This is a genomic window from Pseudomonas sp. QS1027 (assembly GCF_002814235.1).
In the GTDB taxonomy this organism is placed as follows: Bacteria; Pseudomonadota; Gammaproteobacteria; order Pseudomonadales; family Pseudomonadaceae; genus Aquipseudomonas.
The window spans coordinates 174,911-192,604 of sequence record NZ_PHSU01000030.1 but is presented as its reverse complement, the minus strand read 5'-3'; the positions used below and the strand labels follow the sequence as shown (position 1 = coordinate 192,604).

The window sequence follows — 17,694 nt, the reverse complement described above, 5'->3', positions numbered from 1 at the left end:
CGACCATGCTCAAACCCCTGGCCCTGGCCTTGTTGCTGGCCTGCACCGCATCGGCGGCACAGGCCGAACTGCTCGCCGATATGCCGTTGACCTACCAGGCCCAGGCCAATGCCGATACCCACGACCAGCCGCTGGTGATCTTCCTGCATGGTTACGGCAGCAACGAAGACGATCTGTTCGGTATCAAGGACGACCTGCCGGCCAACTACACCGTGCTTTCGGTGCGCGGCCGCCTGGAGCTGGACCTGGGGGCCTACCAGTGGTTCCACAAGAAGGTCGGGGCGGCGCAGTACGACGGCGACAGCGACGATCTGCTGCAGAGCGCCGCGGCCATCACCGACTTTGTTACCCGGGTCACCCAGAAGTATCACACCCAGCCCGACAAGGTGTTCCTGGTGGGTTTCAGCCAGGGCGCGATGATGACCTATGAGGTTGCGCTGCGGCATCCCGAGGTCCTGCGCGGTATCGCTTCCCTCAGCGGTCGGGTGCTGCCGGCGTTGCGCGCGGAGCTCAAGGGCGGGACGAAGTACGCCGGCTTGAAGGTCTTTATCGGTCACGGCACCGCCGATCCGCAGGTGCCTTACGCAGGGGCGACCGAGGCCCTGGGCGTGCTGAAGGGCCTGTCCATCGAACCGGAGTTTCATTCCTATCCCGGCGTCGGCCACACCATCAGCGCCAGCGAAGTCGAGGATCTGAAAAACTGGATCAGTGCTTCATTGCAACACTGACCGGCCGGAAATTTTTTCCGACTGCACTTGCGCGGGCTGCCGGGGTCAGAGAATTGACCCCGCCGAACGAGCACCGCAAACCCTGTGGGAGCCGGCATCGACCGCCAAACCCCTTGGGAGAAACAATGAGCCAGGATGTCCTAGCAACCGAAACCAATCGCCGTCAATTGCAGCAGATCATCGCCGGTCTGTCCGAGGGCGTGATCCTGATCGAGGTCGATCAGAGCATTCTCTGGGCCAACGATGCCGCACTGGCGATGCATGGCGTCAGCCAGCTCAGCGAACTGGGCGCCAATGCCGAGCAGTATCAGGAACGTTTCCACCTGCGGTATCGCAACAACCATCCGCTGAGCGCCGACCAATACCCCATCGCCCGGGTCGCCAATGGCGAGACCTTTAACGATGTGGTGGTCGAGATGAGCATCCAGGCCGATGAGGAGACGCCCCTGTGCGTGCTGCGTATCAGCAGCATGATCCTGACTGACCGGGCCGGCACTCCCGAGTCCCTGGTGCTGATCATCAGCAACGCCACCGACTGGGCCAGTGCCGAACAGCGCTTCGAGAAAGCCTTCAGTGCCAACCCGGCACCGGCGGTGATCTGTCGGCTCAGTGACCTGCGCTACGTCAAGGTCAACCAGGGCTTCCTGGAAATGACCGGCTATACCCGCGAACAGGTCATCGGCCGCTCGGTCTACGAACTGGACGTGCTCGAAGACGCCGAGCGCCGGGACCTGGCCATCCAGCGCCTGGGGGAGGGTGCAACCATTCCGCAAATGCAGGCCGAGATAAGGCTGGCGGACGGTGGCAGCAAGCTGGTGATCGTCGCTGGCCAGCCCCTGGATATCCACGAGGACAATTGCATGTTGTTTTCCTTCATGGACCTGGAGCCGCGGCGCAAGATCGAAATCGCCTTGCGCCAGAGCGAGGAGCGTTTTGCCAAGGCTTTTCGCCTGACGCCGGTACCGACCCTGATCTGCAGTGCGGACAACCAGCAGTTGATGGACGCCAACGAAGCCTTCCTCAACATCACCGGTTATCCCGCCGAGGAATTGCTCGGGCACAGTATCCAGGCCGTAGGATTTATCGAGGACGGGGTGGTCTGCGAACGGCTGTTCGCGGCCCTGGGAAAGGCCGGCAGCCTGGAGGGCCTGGACCTCAGGATCCGCCAGAAAAACGGTGAGCCCATCGACTGCGTGCTGTCGGCCGACACCGTGGTGATCCAGGACGCGCCTTGCTACCTGCTGGTGCTGACCAATATCACCGAGCGCAAGCGTTCGGAGCTGGAGCTGGTGGCGGCCATCGAGGCGGTGATGCAGGACGCGTCCTGGTTCAGCCAGAAGCTGATCGAAAAGCTCGCCACGGTGAAAAGTGTCAGCGCACCCAACCTGGCGAGCTTTTCCTTCGGTGACCTGACCCCGCGCGAGCGCGATGTGCTGGGCCTGATCTGCGAGGGCCTGGCGGACAAGGAAATTGCCGCACGACTCGAACTGGCCCTCAATACCGTGCGCAATCACGTTGCCACGGTGTACTCCAAGCTCGACGTGCATAGCCGTAGCGAGGCGATTGTCTGGGCGCGCGAACGTGGCCTGTTTGTCACCCGGGACAAACGCTGACAGTGCAAATGCACCAGTGCCACTAGTGCATATACAAGTGTATGAACCCCGTGATTTTTCTTAGCATGGTTGCCTGACGCGCGGGCGGGCCGCCTGTGTAACGAATAACCAGGTACGGGACTCACCGGTGTGCTCTCTCTAACGGAATTACGTAGCTTGCTCGAAAAGGGCTTTGCGCCCCTGGCCTGTGAGTGTGTGCTGGGCGAGGCTTCGCTGAGTGTCAGGGTCTATGACCCCGAGACCGGGCGGGTCGACCTGATGGTCACGGGCATTTCCCTGAGCGTGTTGCACCAGCGCGAAGGGGCACTGCGACTGCTTGAAGAACTGCTTGAGGACCTTGAGTCCAATATGCTCAAGGCCGAGCGCGGTTCCGTCGCCCGCTAGCCGATGTGTTACCGGATACTTTGCTTCACTCCTTTGGCGCGTCGCTGCGCGCTTTTGTAGCACTCCGCCGCCACGGCGCCTCCTCCCGAAAACCCAGGCTTCTGACAAAAGCCTATTCCCATCAAACCGTTGAATGCGCTTGCGGGAAGCTGGCATGACTTATGCTTTTTTTGTATTCGTGGATAATTGGATACAAAAAGACAAAGGTGCTTCCCCATGCAGTTCACCCCCACTTACGTTGAGCGTCAGCCCCAAACCGCCGAAGAGGAGGCTTATACCTTTCTGCTGGAGGCGATCTGTTGCGGTCGCTACCGCAAGGGCGACCGGCTGATCGCCGAGGACATCGCCGGCGAGATCGGCATGAGCCGCATGCCGGTGCGCGAAGCCTTTCGCCGCCTGGACGCCCAGGGCCTGGTGACCTTGCGGCCCAATCGCGGGGCGATTGTCAGCGGCCTGGAGTTCGACGAACTGCAGGAAGTCTTCGATATGCGCAGTGCCCTCGAAGGCCTGGCGATCCGCGTGGCTGTGCCGAAGATCGGCGAACGCCAGTTGGCGGCCCTGGAACGGATGCTCGACGAGATGGACGACTACCGCGACGAAAGCGCCGAGTGGGTCAGCCGGCATCGGGCCTTCCACGAATACCTTTGCAGCCTCAGCGGCCGGCCACGGCTGATGAAGCAGATATCGGCCCTCTATTCGCTGATCGAGGCGCCGATGCGCCTGTGGCTGCAACACAGCGAAAAACCCTTGAGCGCCCGCCAGGAGCACGTGGTGATCCTCGACGCGATTCGCGCGGGCGATGCAGCACGCGCCGAGGCCGTGGTGCGCCTGCACATCGAGGGCACGGTGCCGGCGTTGATCGATTTTCTGCAAACGAAAAAATAGAACCGGGCTCAAGCCCGGCCGTGTTTTGACTTCGAGTACTGCCCCCGTTATCAACGAACAGGAGTGTCTGGTCATGCATAAACCCCGCGTGTTGTTTGCCGCTGTATCCCTGGTGCTGCTGGTGCAGGGGGCGGTTGCCGCGCCCCAGGTGCCGGAGCGTTTGCAGAAGGTCGCCAAACTGACCTATTGCTCGGGCATGGACTCACCCCCGCTGGTGTCGTTCGACGAGGCCCAGAAGCCCAAGGGCCTGACCATCGACCTGGGCCTGGAAATCGCCAAACGGCTGGACAACAAAACCGTGCAATGGCGGGTGATTCCCTTCTCCGGGCTGCTGCCGGCTCTGTTGGCGCAACAATGCGACATGATCGTCGACCAACTGTTCGACAAACCCGAACGGCGAGAAGTGATCGACATCGTCAACTACATGTATTCCAGCCAGTCGGTGGTGGTGCCCAAGGGCAATCCCAAGCACATCAAGGCCCTCGACGATCTCTCCGGGCACAAGGTGGCGGTGCTCAATGGCTCGACCATCAAGACCCTGCTCGACGCCGAGAACGATACCCTGGCCAAGGCCGGCAAGGCGCCGATGAAGCTGGTGGTCTACAACACCGACACCGATGCCTTCCAGGCCCTGCGTATCAGCCAGGTCGACGCCTATGGCACCACCGTGGAAACCGCCGGCTACTACGCCGCCATGGCCCCCGATCTGTTCGAAGAAGGCGTGCCGGCCTTCAGTCGGATTCTCACTGGCCTTGGGATTCGCAAGGACGATCCGCAACTGAGCAAGGCCGTGCAGCAGATCGTCAGCGATATGCGCAGTGACGGCAGCTACGCCCAACTGCTGGACAAATGGCATGTGACCAGCGACACACTCGACTGAGGCGGGCGCCCGATGAATTTCAATTGGCAAGTGTTCTGGCAATACCTGTTGCAGCCCAGCGGCGTTTACCTCACCGGGCTCTGGCTGACCTGCCTGATCAGTGTGCTGGCGATGTCGCTGGGCTGTGTGCTGGGGCTGGCGGCTGCGTTGCTGCGGCTGTCGCGCAATCCCTTGCTGCACCTGCCGGTACGCTTCTACGTCTGGCTGATGCGCGGCACCCCGCTGCTGGTACAGATCGTCTTTCTCTACACCGCGCTGGCGGCCGGCGGGATCTTCCGTTTCGAGGACCTGGAGCTGTTCGGCCTGGTGATCCCGGGCAATATCCAGGCGGCGATCATCGCCCTGGGCCTCAACGAAGGCGCCTATATGGCCGAGATCATCCGCGCCGGGATTGGCGCGGTGGACAAGGGCCAGTACGAGGCCGGGCGTTCGCTGGGCATGACCTTCGGCAAACTGATGCGGCGCATCGTCCTGCCCCAGGCCTTTCGGGTGATCGTGCCGCCGTTGGGCAACGAGTTCAACGTGATGCTCAAGAACACCACGCTGGTCAGTGTGATCGGCGTGCAGGAATTGTTGCTGAGTACGCAGATGGTGACCTCGGCGACGTTCCGGGTGTTCGAGCTGTACCTGGTGGTGGCGATCTATTTCCTGCTGTTGACCACACTCTGGGGCTTTTTCCAGCGCTGGCTTGAGACACGCTTCGGCCAGTCCGAGCGGCCCGCGCCGCCCACCGCCGGCAGCCGCCTGTTCGGTCGCGGCGCCCTGAAAATGCTGAGGGGACGTTAAGCATGGCGCACAAGAGCGAAGAACTGATCATCGAGGCCCTGGACGTTTACAAGTCCTTCGGCGACTTGCCGATACTCAAGGGCATTTCCTTGCAGGTCCGCCGTGGTGAAGTGGTGGTGCTGATTGGCGCCTCGGGGTCGGGCAAGACCACCTTCATCCGTTGCATCAACCTGCTGGAAGATATCCAGGGCGGGCGCATTCGCGTCAACGGCAGGGCCATGGGTTACCGGGAGCGCGCCGACGGCAGCCTGGTGCGTGACTCCGAACGCAATATCGCCCGTCAGCGCCGGGACATCGGCATGGTCTTCCAGCGTTTCAACCTGTTCCCGCATATGACCGCCCTGGAAAATATCATCGAGGCGCCGATCCAGGTGCTCGGCGTGCCGAAGGCCGAAGCCCTGGAGCAGGCGCGGGCCTTGCTCGCACGGGTCGGCCTGGCGGACAAGGCCGGGCATTACCCGTCGATGCTTTCCGGCGGCCAGCAGCAGCGGGTGGCCATAGCCCGGGCCCTGGCGATGAAGCCTCAAGCCATGCTGTTTGACGAGCCCACCAGCGCCCTCGACCCGGAAACCGTCGGCGAGGTGTTGCAGGTGATGAAGCAGTTGGCCGAGGAGGGCATGACCATGGTGGTGGTCACCCACGAGATGGGCTTTGCCCGGGAAGTCGCCGACCGCGTGGTGGTCCTCGACCAGGGCGAGCTGATCGAGCAGGGGCCGCCGGAGCAGATTTTCAGTCGGCCGGCGCACCCGCGAACCCAGGCTTTTCTCAGCCGTGTGTTGTGAAACCAACCCTTGTTTGGAAGAACTTTTGCCATGTTGAAATTTTCTGCCCACGAGTACCCTTATCCGTCGCAACGCCAGAGCGTATTTGCCCGTCGCGGCATGGTCGCGGCTTCACAACCCCTGGCCGCTGAAGCCGGCATCGAGATCATGCGCAAGGGCGGCAATGCCATTGACGCCGCCATCGCCACGGCGGCGGCGCTGACGGTGGTCGAACCCACCGGCTGCGGCCTCGGTGGCGATGCCTTCGCGCTGGTCTGGTGCAAGGGAAAACTGCACGGCCTCAACGGCAACGGCCAGGCCCCGGCGGCCCTGAGCATCGATGCGGTCAAGGCGGCCGGGCATACACAGATGCCGCTCCATGGCTGGACGCCGGTGACCGTGCCGGGCTGCCCCTCGGCCTGGGCCGAATTGTCGAAACGCTTTGGCAAGTTGCCCTTTGCCGAGCTGTTGCAGCCGGCCATCAGCCTGGCCCGTGAGGGCTTTCCCGTGTCGCCGGTCATCGCCTACAAATGGCAGCAGGCACAGCTGGAATTCAGCCCGCATCGCGACGCCGTGCTCGAGCCCTGGTTCGAGACTTTCCTGATCGAGGGCCGCGCGCCCCGGGCCGGCGAGCTGTTCCACAACCCGGCCCAGGCCCGGACCCTTGAAGAACTGGCCGCCACGGCTTGCGAAAGCCTGTATCGCGGTGAACTGGCCGCGCGCCTGGATGCCCATTCCCGTGCCAGCGGCGGCTACCTGCGCAGCAGCGACCTGCAGGGTTATCGCGCGCAGTGGGTCGAGCCGATCCATATCAACTACCGGGGTTATGACGTCTGGGAAATCCCCCCGAGCGGCCAGGGCCTGGTGGCGCTGATGGCGCTGAAAATCCTCGAAGGTTTCCGCTTCGATCATCGCGACAGCCAGCAGACCTGGCATCGCCAGCTGGAAGCCATGAAGCTGGCCTACAGCGACGGCCTGCACTACATCACCGACCCCTTGCACATGCGGGTGGCGGTGGCGGACTTGCTCAGCGACGACTACAGTGCCCGGCGTCGTGGACAGATCGGCGAGCAGGCGCTGCCGCCCAAGCCCGGCGATCCCCATGCCAGCGGCACGGTGTACCTGGCCAGTGCCGATGCCGAAGGCAACATGGTCTCGTTTATCCAGAGCAACTACCACGGCTTCGGCTCCGGCGTGGTGCTGCCTGACAGCGGTATCGCCTTGCAGAACCGCGGCCAGGAGTTCAGCCTCGACCCGAGCCATGCCAACTGCCTGGCGCCCGGCAAGAAGACCTTTCACACCATCATTCCCGGATTCATCAGCCAGGGCGCGGAACCTCTCGGCCCGTTTGGCGTGATGGGCGGCTATATGCAGCCCCAGGGCCATGTGCAGATGGTGATGAACCTGGTGGACTTCGGTCTCAACCCCCAGGCCGCCCTGGATGCGCCGCGCTGGCAGTGGCAGGGGGAGATGAAGGTCGGTATCGAGCAGGGAGCTTCGCGGGACCTGGCGATGGGACTGGCGCGGCGCGGTCATCAGGTGCAAGTCGCCTGTGACCTGACCGAATATGGCCGTGGCCAGATCATCCTGCGCGACCCGGTCAGCGGTGTGCTGTGCGGCGGTACTGAACCGCGTACCGATTCTCATATCGCCGTGTGGTAACCGGTGGTTAAATCCGCAGGGCGCTATGCACTGGCGCCTCAATCTGGGTGGGGAGAAACAGGATGGACCGGCTGTCGGCGATGGAAACCTTTGTCTGTGTGGTCGAGACGGGCTCGTTCTCGGCGGCTGCCAGGCGGCTCGAGGTCGGCCAGCCGGCGGTGTCCAAGACCATCGCGCAGCTGGAGACACACCTGGGGGTACGACTGCTGTTGCGTTCCACCCGTGGGCTGACGTCAACCGAAGCCGGTGCGGCGTTTTTCGAACGGGCCAAACGCGCCATTGACGAAACCCATGAAGCGGAGCTGGCAGCCCGGGGGGCCGGTAGCGGCCTTGCCGGCACGCTGCGGGTGTGTGCCGCCGTGACCTTTGCGCGGCTGCATATCCTGCCTCATCTGGAGGGCTTTCTGGCCTTGCACCCGGGATTGGATATCGACGTGGTACTGGATGACCGCAACGTCAACCTCGTGGAAGAAGGGATCGACGTGGCCTTGCGCATGGGCGAGTTGAGCGACTCCGGGCTGACGGCGCGCAAGATCGGCCAGTGCCAGCGCATGGTGCTGGGCACTCCCGCGTATTTCGAGCGGCATGGCGAGCCGACGTCGCCGGCGCAGCTGGTGGACCATCAGGCGGTGATTTATACGCAGAACGGTGGTGGCACCCACTGGTTGTTCAAACGCGGCGCCAGTGAACAGGCGGTCAGCGTGTCGGGGCGGGTGCGGGTTTCGGCCGCGGAAGGGGTGCGAACGACGGTGCTCGCGCACCTGGGGCTGGCCTTGTCTTCGCAGTGGATGTTCGCCCCGGAGCTGGCCAGTGGCGAGGTGCGGCAGGTGCTTCAGGACTGGCATCTGCCTGGCCTGGATTTATGGGCGGTGTTTCCCAGCGGGCGCATGGCCAGCGCCAAGGCCCGGGCCTTTGTCACCTATGTCGAGCAGTTGCTGGCGAACAGCTGAAGCCGCCACCGAAGTGGCGGCCGTGGCTTAACCGCGTAGCGCCGGCAGCAGCTCGGACGGATCCGGACGCAGCGTGTAGTCCGGATTCACCTCGGCGTAGAGCAGGATACCGTCCTGGCCGATCACGAAGCGCCCCGGCATCGGCAGGCTCCAGCTCGGGTCATCGTTGACGGTCGGCAGGTCGTTGCCGAAGCCTTTGTACAGCTCGACCAGGTAGTCCGGCAGTTCGAAGCGCAGACCGAAGGCTGCGGCGACCGCACCGCGGGTATCGCTGAGGATCGGAAAGCTCAGGTTGTTCTGGCGCACCGATTTGCGGCTGTTGGCCTTGATCTGCGGAGAGATCGCCACCAGGCTGGCGCCGAGTTCGCGGAAGGCGGGCAGGGCTTCTTCCAGGGCCTGCAGCTCCATATTGCAGTAAGGGCACCATACGCCACGGTAGAAACTCACCACCAGCGGCCCCCTGGACAAGAGTTCCGTGGAGGAAACCGGATGACCGTCGGGATCGTCGAGGGTAAAGACCGGGGCCTTGTCGCCGACCTTCAGGGCGCGCTCGGCCAGGCCGCTGGCGATCAGTTCGTCGGTGGCGCGTTTCATCACCGCATGGACCTGTGGCGGTGCGTTGTAAGGTGGCTTGCCGCTGACGAAGTCGGCTTTGAAGGCATCGAGTTTGGCTTGCAGTGTCATGGTCGTTTCCTGATGAGTACCAGTGAGGGATCGTTCAATCACCCGGTCATGCTCACAGGCCGGCCCCGGGCTCGGTAGAGAGAGGCGCGGCATAGCTCCTATTCTTGCCGGGAATACCGGATAATCACTTCCGGCGTGCGGCCACCCGGTCGTTGTGCACCTGACCTCGCGGAGTCTTGAATGGCCTTGCCGGAACCGTCGCTACACACTGAAATCAAGGTTCGTTCCAGAGCCCACGGATTATTCGTTCTTTGCCTTGTAGTGATCCTTACCGGTATTGGCGCCGGCCTCGGCGGTACGCTGCTGGCGATGTTGTTGCACGCTATCCAGCACCTGGCCTATGGCTATGGCCAGGACAGCCTTACCAGCCATGAAAGTTTCCTGCTCGGCGTGAGCAGCGCCTCGACTTCGCGACGGGTCCTGGCCCTGGTGTTGTGCGGTCTGGTGGCGGGCCTGGGCTGGTGGGCGGTCTATCGATTCGGCAGTCCACTGGTGGGTATCAAGAAAGCCGTAGCGCCCGATGGGCCGGCGATGCCGCCCAAGACCACGGTGTGCCATGCGCTCTTGCAGATCATCACCGTGGCCCTGGGCTCACCACTGGGCCGTGAAGTCGCCCCCCGGGAGATCGGCGCCCTCGTTGGGGCCTGGTTATCGCGCAAGGCGCAGTTGCCCCCCCAGGCCCATCGGCTGTTGATTGCCTGCGGGGCAGGGGCCGGGTTGGCGGCGGTCTACAACGTGCCGTTGGGGGGCGCGGTGTTTGTCCTGGAAGGGTTGCTGGCGGTTTTCAGTTGGCCGGCGGCAATCATCGCCCTGGCGACGTCGGCGATTGGTGCCGCCGTGGCCTGGGTCGGGCTGGGCGCACAGGTGCAATACGTGGTGCCGAGCCTGGCACTGACACCCGGGCTGCTTGCCTGGTCAATGCTGGCCGGGCCGCTGTTCGGGCTCGCCGCCTATGGTTTCGTGCAACTGACCGGTCGTGCCCGGATCCATGCCGCCCGCGGCTGGCGCTTGCCGGTGTTGTCCCTGATCAATTTCACCCTGATCGGCTGCGTGGCGGTCTATCTGCCCCAGGTGTTGGGCAACGGCAAGGGACCGGCGCAGTTGGGTTTCGACAGTGAGTTGACGTTGGGGCTGGCGGCCGCGCTGTTGGTGGCCAAGGTGCTGGTGACCAGCGCCAGCTTGCGGGCCGGGGCCGAGGGCGGACTGCTGACGCCCGCCCTGGCGATTGGCGCGCTGATGGCGATTCTCCTGGGGGGATTGTGGAGCCTGGCCTGGCCAGGGATTGCCCTGGGGGCCTTTGCCATCGTCGGTGCGGCGGCATTCCTGGCGGCGTCCATGAGCATGCCGATCACTGCCATTGTGCTGGTGGCGGAGTTCACCCGGATCGATCACGATTTCCTGGTGCCGATCATTCTCGCGGTGGTGGGTTCGGTGTGCATGAGTCGCTTGTGCGAAGTGATCGGTCGTCCGACACGCTGAGGCTTGCCACCGGGCGCAAGCCACTGGCGAGGATCCTGCTGGCCCTCTTGGCCTTGGCCAGACCATCGGGGTCGCCATTCAGCAAGCCTTGCAGCGCACCGGCACACAGCCGCGACTGGAAGTCATCGCGCCCGGCGAATTGCTGGTGCAGCAACTCGACCCCTTGCAGCGCCATGGCCAGGATCGCCTCGATACCGCCCGGCCCCTGGATCGAACTGATCATCACATGCCGCAGGGCCTTGCGGTACTGGCTCTGGGTGTGGATCGCGGTGATATCGACGCCGCTCCCGGCAAAGACCTTCTCCAGCAGCCCTCGCACGGCGTCGTCCTGGAGAAAGGGTTCGCCGCAGTCATCCTCGAACACCAGGCCCTTGGCGGTGAGTGTGACCCCCGTGCTGTGCTCGGTCATTCTGCTTCCTTTGTAGATCACGGCAGATTTGCAGTTTGCAACCAACCGCGGGATCAGACAAATGAAAAGCGCTCGGAAAAGTGCTACTCGTCATGACCGGTCAACAATTGCAGGCAGCGCTGCAACACCTCCGAGACGTCGCCCGCCCGGTAACTGAGCACGATCGGCGAGGTGATGCTGCTGTCCTGCAACGACGTGTAACCAATGTCATCCCGATGCAAGCGCTGAACCGACGCCGGCACCAGGGCAATGCCGACCCCGGCGGCCACCAGGCCAATGGTGGTCTGCAGTTCGTTGGCCATCTGCGCCACGTGGATACTCAGGCCATGCCCGGCGAACACTCCGAGCACGTGGTCGGCATAGCTGGGGCGCGGGCTGGCGGGGTAGAGGATAAACGGCTGCGCGGCCAGCTCCTTGAGGCTGACCGGCCGCCCGAGCAGCGGATGCCCGGCCGGCAAGGCCGCGACCAGGGGATCCTGGCGCAGGACTTTCTGGACGATGGCCGGGTCATCGAACAGCATCCGGCCGAAGCCGATGTCGATCCGCCCGCTTTTCAGCGCCTCCAGTTGTTGCAGGGTGATCAGCTCCGACAGGCCCAGTTCGATATCGCCAAAACTGCGCAGGCGGCGGATCAGGTCGGGCAGGGCGCCATAGAGGGTCGATGGGGCAAAGCCGATGCCCAGCCAGCGCTTGCGGCCGGCGGCCACCCGCCGGGTATCGTCACAGACCCGCTCAAGCTGTTCGAGCAACTGGCTGGAATGCTCCTGGAAAAATCGCCCGGCCTCGGTCAGGCGCAAGGGCCTCGAACGCTCCAGCAGCGCCACCCCCAATTCATCTTCCAGTTGCTGGATCTGCCGGCTCAGGGGCGGCTGGGCGATGTTCAACAGCTCGGCCGCACGGGTGAAGTTCAAGGTCTGGGCGAGCACCTTGAAATAACGCAAATGACGAAGCTCCACGATACCTCCTGGGTATGAAGCGAGACTTATTCAATATTGGACCGGCGCTGCCTTGAGCGTCAATCATGGCTGAAAGACCAATACCTCGTAGATGGATACGCCATGAGCGCTGTAACGATCGAACACTTCGATACCCAGATTGTCGACTTGCCCACCATACGTCCGCACAAACTGGCGATGCACACCATGCATGGCCAGACGCTGGTGATCCTGCGTATCCGTTGCAGCGACGGCATTGTCGGTATCGGCGAGGCCACCACCATTGGGGGCCTGGCGTACGCGGGGGAAAGCCCGGAAAGCATCAAGGTCAACCTCGATACCTGGTTCGCGCCGCTGCTGATCGGCCAGGACGCCAGCAACGTCAACGCCGCCATGCAACGGGTCGACCGGGCCATTCGCGGCAACACTTTCGCCCGCTCGGCGGTGGAGACCGCCTTGCTCGATGCCCAGGGCAAACGCCTCGGGCTGCCGCTGGCCGAACTGCTCGGTGGCCGCCTGCGCGAGGGTGTGGAGGTGGCCTGGACCCTGGCCAGCGGCGATACCGCCAAGGACATCGACGAAGCCGAACGCATGCTCGATCTGCGCCTCCATCGTCATTTCAAACTCAAGATCGGTGCCGGCGAACCGGCGCGGGACATCGCCCATGTCGCGGCGATCAAGCGTGCCCTGGGCGACCGCGCCAGTGTGCGGGTGGATATCAACCAGGCCTGGAGCGAGGCCGTGGCGGTGCGTGCCTGTCGCCAACTGGCCGATGCCGGGGTCGAACTGATCGAGCAGCCGCTGTCCCGCCATGATCGTGCCGGCATGGTCCGTTTGAGTGCCCACAGCCCGATCCCGCTGATGGCCGATGAAGCCATCGAGTCGGTGCAGGACAGCTTTGCCCTGGCGCAAATGGGCGCCGCGAGTATTTTTGCCTTGAAGATCGCCAAGACCGGCGGCCCACGTGCCGTGCTGCGTACTGCCGCAATTGCCGAAGCGGCCGGCATCGGCCTGTACGGTGGCACCATGCTCGAAGGCAGCATCGGCACCCTGGCAGCGGCGCACGCTTTCGCCACCCTCGACAAGCTGGAGTGGCACACCGAACTGTTCGGCCCGTTGCTGCTGACCGAGGACATTCTGATCGAGCCGCCGACCTATCGTGATTTCCAGCTGCTGATCCCGAAAACTCCCGGGCTCGGCCTGACCATCGATGAAGAGCGCCTGGCGCGTTTTGCCCGCCACTGACTTCCTGAACCAAGAGGACACACCATGCTTTTTCACGTACGCATGACCGTCAAACTGCCCACCGACATGCCCGCCGAACAGGCCGCACGACTCAAGGCCGACGAACGCGAACTGGCCCAGCGCCTGCAACGGGAAGGCACCTGGCGCCACCTTTGGCGCATCGCCGGCTTGTATGCCAATGTCAGCGTCTTCGATGTGCCGGATGCCCAGGCGCTGCACGATACCCTGATGCAACTGCCGCTTTATCCCTATATGGAGATCGAGGTCATGGCGCTGTGCAGGCATCCCTCTTCGGTCCATGCCGACGACCGCTGAGCCCGGGTTTTCCAAGGTTTGCATCCACAAGAACAATGATGAGGAACAGCAGCATGACCGTTCGTATTTCCCAAACCGCCGAAGTCCAGAGCTTCTTCGAAGGTGCCGCCGGCCTTGACCAGGCTGCCGGCAATCCACGGGTGAAGCAGATTGTCCACCGGGTGCTGAGCGACAGCATCCGCCTGATCGAAGACCTGCGGATCTCGCCCGAAGAGTTCTGGAAGGCCGTGAACTACCTCAACGAACTGGGCAGCCGCCAGGAGGCCGGTCTGCTGGTCGCCGGGTTGGGCCTGGAACATTATCTCGACCTGCTGCTGGATGCCGAAGACGAGCAGGCCGGCCATGTCGGCGGCACGCCACGGACCATCGAAGGGCCGCTGTATGTGGCCGGTGCGCCACTCTGCGAAGAGGAGGCCCGGCTGGATGATGGCCTTGACCCGGGCACCGTGCTGTTCATGCGCGGCCAGGTCCGCGACCTCGAAGGCAAGCCGCTGGCCCATGCGCTTGTCGATGTCTGGCATGCCAACACCGGTGGTACTTATTCGTACTTCGACCCTTCGCAATCGGAGTTCAACCTGCGCCGGCGGATCCGCACCGACGCCGAAGGCCGCTACCGCTTCCAGAGCATCGTGCCTTCCGGTTATGGCTGCCCGCCGGACGGCCCGACCCAGCAGTTGCTCGATCAACTGGGCCGGCACGGCCAGCGCCCGGCGCATATCCACTTCTTCATTTCCGCCCCGGGTCATCGTCACCTGACCACGCAGATCAACCTGGCCGGTGACCCTTACCTGCACGACGACTTTGCCTACGCCACCCGCGACGAGCTGATTGCCGAAATCGTCTTCAAGGAAGACGCGAACGGGCGGCATGCCGAGATCGACTTCGATTTTGCCTTGCAGTCGACCGATGCCGCCAAGGAGCAGGACAAGGGCGAGCGGGTGAGGGCACTCGAAGCCTGACCCTCGCCGCATTCCGGCGTCAAAGGTCCCGCGCGCGCCTGCCCGCGGGACTTTTGTCGTCGTACCAGCCTTGATCGAAAAACAACAGAGGCTTATCCCATGACCACCTTGTTGAGTGAGCGCAGCCGGATCTTCGAACAGGCCGATGCCTACGCGGTCTCCGAGTACGTCAACCAGCATGTCGGTAGCCATTGCATTCGTCTGCCGCCCAAAGGCCGCCCACAGGCGAGCATCAAGCACCGGACCTTTTCCAGTCTCGACCTCTGCCGCATCAGCTACGGCGCCCGGGTCCAGGTAACGTCGCCGGCCCTGGAAACCATCTATCACCTGCAGATCCTCCTGAGCGGGCATTGCCGTTCGAGTTCCCAGGGCGAGGAGCGGATCTATACGCCCGGCGAGATCCTGCTGATCAACCCGGACGATCCGGTGGACCTGACGTATTCGGCCGATTGCGAGAAATTTATCGTCAAGCTGCCGGTGCGCTTGCTGGAAAATGCCTGCCTGGACCAGCACTGGCTGCTGCCGCGCCAGGGCATCCGCTTCGATAGCGCGCGCCGCGACCTGGCCGGGCTGGATGGATTCGTGCCGTTGCTGGCACTGATCTGTCACGAAGCCGAGAGCTGCGCCGGGCCCGAAGTGCAGGCGCTGTACGAGCGTATCGTTGCCAGCAAGCTGCTGGGATTGCTGGCGAGCAATGTGCAGCGGGTCAGCCCCGAGATCGAGAGCAGCGGTGGCTTCGAAGCGGTCCGCCAGTTTATCGAGGCACACCTGTGCGACGAGATCGGCATGGAGCAATTGCGCGAAGTGGCACGGGTCAGCGAGCGCTCCCTGTACTTGCTGTTCGAGCGGCAGGTCGGTATTTCGCCCCGCGACTATGTGCGCCAGCGCAAGCTGGAGCGGGTCCATGCGCTATTGCAACTGCCGGGTGCGCGCAGTGTCACCGAAGTGGCGCTGGACCACGGTTTTGTCCATCTGGGGCGCTTCTCCGAAACCTATCGCAAGCGCTTTGGCGAGTTGCCCTCGCACACCTGGCGTCGTCGCCGGGAAGCGGTTGCGCTGAACGGATAACGATTTGCAGGGGGTGGATATTGTGGCGGTCAGGGCAGGCATAAGGTGAGGGCGCCTGAGACAAGAACAATGGAGGGCCCAGCCCATGACCGACACACTCGACAGACTCGCCTGCCAGATCCGCGAGTCGGTTCAGGAAGACCCCGCTCGTGGAGTTTTCCGCTGCCGCCGCGACATCTTTACCGACACCGAATTGTTCGCGCTGGAGATGAAACACCTCTTTGAAGGCGGTTGGATCTACCTGGCCCATGAAAGCCAGGTTCCGCAGATCAACGACTACTTCACCACCGTCATTGGCCGCCAGCCGGTGGTGATCACCCGTGACAAGCAGGGCGTGCTGCATGGCCTGATCAACGCCTGTGCCCACCGTGGCGCCATGCTCTGCCGCCACAAACAAGGCAACAAAGGCTCGTTCACCTGTCCGTTCCACGGCTGGACCTTCAGCAACGCCGGCAAGCTGCTCAAGGTCAAGGATGGCAAGACCGGTGCCTACCCCGACAGTTTCGACTGCGACGGCTCCCATGATCTGCGGCGCCTGGCGCGTTTCGAAAACTATCGCGGGTTCCTGTTCGGCAGCCTGTCGGAGCAGGTTCCGACGCTGAACGATTACCTGGGGGAAACCCGGATCATCATCGACCAGATGGTCGACCAGGCCCCCGAAGGCCTGGAGGTGCTGCGCGGCAGTTCGTCCTATGTCTACGACGGCAACTGGAAGCTGCAAATCGAGAACGGCGCCGACGGCTACCACGTCAGCTCGGTGCACTGGAACTACTCGGCGACCATGCAGCGGCGCAACTATGAGTCCGAGGGTACGCGCACCGTGGACGCCAACGGCTGGTCGAAAAGCCTGGGCGGCGTCTACGCCTTCGAGCATGGCCATATCCTGCTCTGGACCCGTCTGCTCAATCCGGAGGTCCGTCCGGTGCATGCCCATCGCCAGGCCCTGGCTGAACGACTGGGCCAGGAACGTGCGGACTTTATCGTCGATCAGACCCGCAACCTGTGCCTGTACCCCAACGTTTACCTGATGGATCAGTTCTCGACGCAGATCCGCGTCGTGCGGCCGCTCGCGGTGGACAAGACCGAGGTGACCATCTATTGCATGGCGCCCAAGGGCGAAAGCGCCGAGGAGCGGGCGACCCGCATCCGCCAATACGAGGACTTCTTCAACGTCAGCGGCATGGGTACGCCCGACGACCTGGAGGAGTTCCGCTCCTGCCAGACCGGCTACCAGGGTTCGATCCCATTGTGGAACGACCTGAGCCGTGGCGCTAAACAATGGCGGGAGGGGGCCGACGAGAACGCCCGGGCGATGGGCATGAATCCGCAGCTCAGCGGCATCAAGACCGAGGACGAAGGCCTGTTCGTACGCCAGCATGCGCACTGGGCCGCGAGCCTGCTCACGGCGCTGGAACGTGAGCGCAACGACCTGATCGCCACGGACAAGGAGGGCCAGGTATGAGCCTGTCACGTGATCGCTTGCTGGACTTCCTCTACCGCGAGGCCCGGCTGCTCGACGACCGCCAATGGGACGAATGGCTGCAATGCTACAGCCCGAAAGCGGAGTTCTGGATGCCGGCCTGGGATGACCACGACAGCCTGACCGAAGACCCGCAGCGCGAGATTTCACTGATCTATTACCCCAACCGTGACGGCCTGGAAGACCGCGTGTTCCGGATCAAGACCGAACGCTCCAGCGCCAGCACCCCGCAGCCACGCACCGCGCACCTGATCGCCAACCTGGAGGTGCTGGGTGGCGATGGGCGAGAAGTCGAACTGCGTTTCAACTGGCACACCCTCAGCCATCGCTACAAGACCACGGATTCCTACTTCGGAACCTCGTTCTATCACCTGGATGTCAGCGGCGAACAACCGCTGATCACCCGCAAGAAGGTGATACTCAAGAACGACTATATCCACCAGGTCATTGATATTTATCATATTTGAGGGT

General features: G+C 63.2%; 19 protein-coding genes. 16 read left to right on the top strand and 3 right to left on the bottom strand.

Annotation, left to right across the window (positions count from 1 at the left end):
* The first annotated feature begins 5 nt into the window (after positions 1-5).
* The 9 genes from CWE01_RS25235 (at position 6) to CWE01_RS25195 (ending at position 8,649) form a co-directional block, all read left to right on the top strand.
* The gene (locus CWE01_RS25235; RefSeq protein WP_100943261.1) at positions 6-728 is read left to right on the top strand and encodes an alpha/beta hydrolase; all 723 of its coding nucleotides are present in this window, start codon (positions 6-8) and stop codon (positions 726-728) included.
* A 125-nt stretch (positions 729-853) separates the two neighbouring features.
* On the top strand, positions 854-2,341 hold the full coding sequence (locus tag CWE01_RS25230; protein WP_100943260.1) for a helix-turn-helix transcriptional regulator: 1,488 nt from the start codon (positions 854-856) through the stop codon (positions 2,339-2,341).
* Between the two features lie 129 nt (positions 2,342-2,470).
* Positions 2,471-2,725 carry a DUF1652 domain-containing protein gene (locus CWE01_RS25225; RefSeq protein ID WP_100943259.1) on the top strand — a complete coding sequence of 85 codons (255 nt, stop codon included), beginning with the start codon at positions 2,471-2,473 and terminating at the stop codon, positions 2,723-2,725.
* 216 nt (positions 2,726-2,941) lie between these two features.
* Positions 2,942-3,610, top strand: coding sequence for a GntR family transcriptional regulator (locus tag CWE01_RS25220; protein WP_100943258.1), 669 nt, complete (start codon positions 2,942-2,944; stop codon positions 3,608-3,610).
* 73 nt (positions 3,611-3,683) lie between these two features.
* The gene (locus CWE01_RS25215) at positions 3,684-4,490 is read left to right on the top strand and encodes an ABC transporter substrate-binding protein (RefSeq protein WP_100943257.1); all 807 of its coding nucleotides are present in this window, start codon (positions 3,684-3,686) and stop codon (positions 4,488-4,490) included.
* 12 nt (positions 4,491-4,502) lie between these two features.
* Positions 4,503-5,276, top strand: a complete 774-nt coding sequence (locus CWE01_RS25210) for an amino acid ABC transporter permease (protein WP_100943256.1) — start codon at positions 4,503-4,505, stop codon at positions 5,274-5,276.
* 2 nt (positions 5,277-5,278) lie between these two features.
* A complete protein-coding gene (locus CWE01_RS25205; RefSeq protein WP_100943255.1) occupies positions 5,279-6,058 on the top strand; it encodes an amino acid ABC transporter ATP-binding protein in 780 nt (259 codons plus the stop codon).
* Between the two features lie 30 nt (positions 6,059-6,088).
* Entirely contained in the window at positions 6,089-7,699 is a 1,611-nt protein-coding gene (locus tag CWE01_RS25200) for a gamma-glutamyltransferase family protein (protein WP_100943254.1), read from the top strand.
* A 62-nt stretch (positions 7,700-7,761) separates the two neighbouring features.
* Complete coding sequence (locus CWE01_RS25195) at positions 7,762-8,649, top strand: LysR family transcriptional regulator (protein WP_100943253.1); 888 nt, start codon at positions 7,762-7,764, stop codon at positions 8,647-8,649.
* Positions 8,650-8,676: 27 nt separating this feature from the next.
* Here CWE01_RS25195 and CWE01_RS25190 read toward each other — a convergent pair whose 3' ends face one another.
* Positions 8,677-9,333: a peroxiredoxin-like family protein gene (locus CWE01_RS25190; RefSeq protein WP_100943252.1), complete on the bottom strand. Its 657-nt coding sequence runs from the start codon at positions 9,331-9,333 to the stop codon at positions 8,677-8,679.
* A gap of 180 nt (positions 9,334-9,513) precedes the next feature.
* Here CWE01_RS25190 and CWE01_RS25185 point away from each other — a divergent pair, with 180 nt between their 5' ends.
* The gene (locus tag CWE01_RS25185) at positions 9,514-10,812 is read left to right on the top strand and encodes a chloride channel protein (RefSeq protein WP_100943251.1); all 1,299 of its coding nucleotides are present in this window, start codon (positions 9,514-9,516) and stop codon (positions 10,810-10,812) included.
* On the opposite strand, the gene CWE01_RS25180 is transcribed toward CWE01_RS25185, so the two are convergent.
* A complete protein-coding gene (locus tag CWE01_RS25180; RefSeq protein ID WP_100943250.1) occupies positions 10,742-11,221 on the bottom strand; it encodes a hypothetical protein in 480 nt (159 codons plus the stop codon). The two genes, CWE01_RS25185 and CWE01_RS25180, sit on opposite strands and share 71 nt — an antisense overlap.
* Positions 11,222-11,304: 83 nt before the next feature.
* Positions 11,305-12,177, bottom strand: coding sequence for a LysR family transcriptional regulator (locus CWE01_RS25175; protein WP_100943249.1), 873 nt, complete (start codon positions 12,175-12,177; stop codon positions 11,305-11,307).
* Between the two features lie 102 nt (positions 12,178-12,279).
* Here CWE01_RS25175 and CWE01_RS25170 point away from each other — a divergent pair, with 102 nt between their 5' ends.
* The 6 genes from CWE01_RS25170 to benB all read left to right on the top strand — a co-directional run bounded on the left by CWE01_RS25170 (position 12,280) and on the right by benB (position 17,690).
* Complete coding sequence (locus CWE01_RS25170; protein ID WP_100943248.1) at positions 12,280-13,401, top strand: muconate cycloisomerase family protein; 1,122 nt, start codon at positions 12,280-12,282, stop codon at positions 13,399-13,401.
* Between the two features lie 24 nt (positions 13,402-13,425).
* Positions 13,426-13,716, top strand: coding sequence for a muconolactone Delta-isomerase (gene catC / locus CWE01_RS25165; RefSeq protein WP_040067884.1), 291 nt, complete (start codon positions 13,426-13,428; stop codon positions 13,714-13,716).
* Positions 13,717-13,769: 53 nt separating this feature from the next.
* Entirely contained in the window at positions 13,770-14,675 is a 906-nt protein-coding gene (catA, locus tag CWE01_RS25160; RefSeq protein WP_100943247.1) for a catechol 1,2-dioxygenase, read from the top strand.
* A 99-nt stretch (positions 14,676-14,774) separates the two neighbouring features.
* The gene (locus CWE01_RS25155; protein ID WP_100943246.1) at positions 14,775-15,743 is read left to right on the top strand and encodes an AraC family transcriptional regulator; all 969 of its coding nucleotides are present in this window, start codon (positions 14,775-14,777) and stop codon (positions 15,741-15,743) included.
* An 85-nt stretch (positions 15,744-15,828) separates the two neighbouring features.
* Entirely contained in the window at positions 15,829-17,205 is a 1,377-nt protein-coding gene (locus CWE01_RS25150; protein WP_100943245.1) for a Rieske 2Fe-2S domain-containing protein, read from the top strand.
* Positions 17,202-17,690, top strand: coding sequence for a benzoate 1,2-dioxygenase small subunit (gene benB / locus CWE01_RS25145; RefSeq protein ID WP_100943244.1), 489 nt, complete (start codon positions 17,202-17,204; stop codon positions 17,688-17,690). The genes CWE01_RS25150 and benB overlap by 4 nt, the downstream gene beginning before the upstream one ends.
* Positions 17,691-17,694: the final 4 nt, after the last annotated feature.

What these genes read in the sequence shown, in the direction of transcription:
- CWE01_RS25235 (WP_100943261.1), top strand. Translation starts at nt 6, where the DNA reads ATGCTCAAACCCCTGGCCCTGGCCTTGTTGCTGGCCTGCACCGCATCG.
- CWE01_RS25230 (WP_100943260.1), top strand. Translation starts at nt 854, where the DNA reads ATGAGCCAGGATGTCCTAGCAACCGAAACCAATCGCCGTCAATTGCAG.
- CWE01_RS25220 (WP_100943258.1), top strand. Translation starts at nt 2,942, where the DNA reads ATGCAGTTCACCCCCACTTACGTTGAGCGTCAGCCCCAAACCGCCGAA.
- CWE01_RS25215 (WP_100943257.1), top strand. Translation starts at nt 3,684, where the DNA reads ATGCATAAACCCCGCGTGTTGTTTGCCGCTGTATCCCTGGTGCTGCTG.
- CWE01_RS25210 (WP_100943256.1), top strand. Translation starts at nt 4,503, where the DNA reads ATGAATTTCAATTGGCAAGTGTTCTGGCAATACCTGTTGCAGCCCAGC.
- CWE01_RS25205 (WP_100943255.1), top strand. Translation starts at nt 5,279, where the DNA reads ATGGCGCACAAGAGCGAAGAACTGATCATCGAGGCCCTGGACGTTTAC.
- CWE01_RS25200 (WP_100943254.1), top strand. Translation starts at nt 6,089, where the DNA reads ATGTTGAAATTTTCTGCCCACGAGTACCCTTATCCGTCGCAACGCCAG.
- CWE01_RS25195 (WP_100943253.1), top strand. Translation starts at nt 7,762, where the DNA reads ATGGACCGGCTGTCGGCGATGGAAACCTTTGTCTGTGTGGTCGAGACG.
- CWE01_RS25190 (WP_100943252.1), bottom strand. Translation starts at nt 9,333, where the DNA reads ATGACACTGCAAGCCAAACTCGATGCCTTCAAAGCCGACTTCGTCAGC.
- CWE01_RS25185 (WP_100943251.1), top strand. Translation starts at nt 9,514, where the DNA reads ATGGCCTTGCCGGAACCGTCGCTACACACTGAAATCAAGGTTCGTTCC.
- CWE01_RS25180 (WP_100943250.1), bottom strand. Translation starts at nt 11,221, where the DNA reads ATGACCGAGCACAGCACGGGGGTCACACTCACCGCCAAGGGCCTGGTG.
- CWE01_RS25170 (WP_100943248.1), top strand. Translation starts at nt 12,280, where the DNA reads ATGAGCGCTGTAACGATCGAACACTTCGATACCCAGATTGTCGACTTG.
- catC (WP_040067884.1), top strand. Translation starts at nt 13,426, where the DNA reads ATGCTTTTTCACGTACGCATGACCGTCAAACTGCCCACCGACATGCCC.
- catA (WP_100943247.1), top strand. Translation starts at nt 13,770, where the DNA reads ATGACCGTTCGTATTTCCCAAACCGCCGAAGTCCAGAGCTTCTTCGAA.
- CWE01_RS25155 (WP_100943246.1), top strand. Translation starts at nt 14,775, where the DNA reads ATGACCACCTTGTTGAGTGAGCGCAGCCGGATCTTCGAACAGGCCGAT.
- CWE01_RS25150 (WP_100943245.1), top strand. Translation starts at nt 15,829, where the DNA reads ATGACCGACACACTCGACAGACTCGCCTGCCAGATCCGCGAGTCGGTT.
- benB (WP_100943244.1), top strand. Translation starts at nt 17,202, where the DNA reads ATGAGCCTGTCACGTGATCGCTTGCTGGACTTCCTCTACCGCGAGGCC.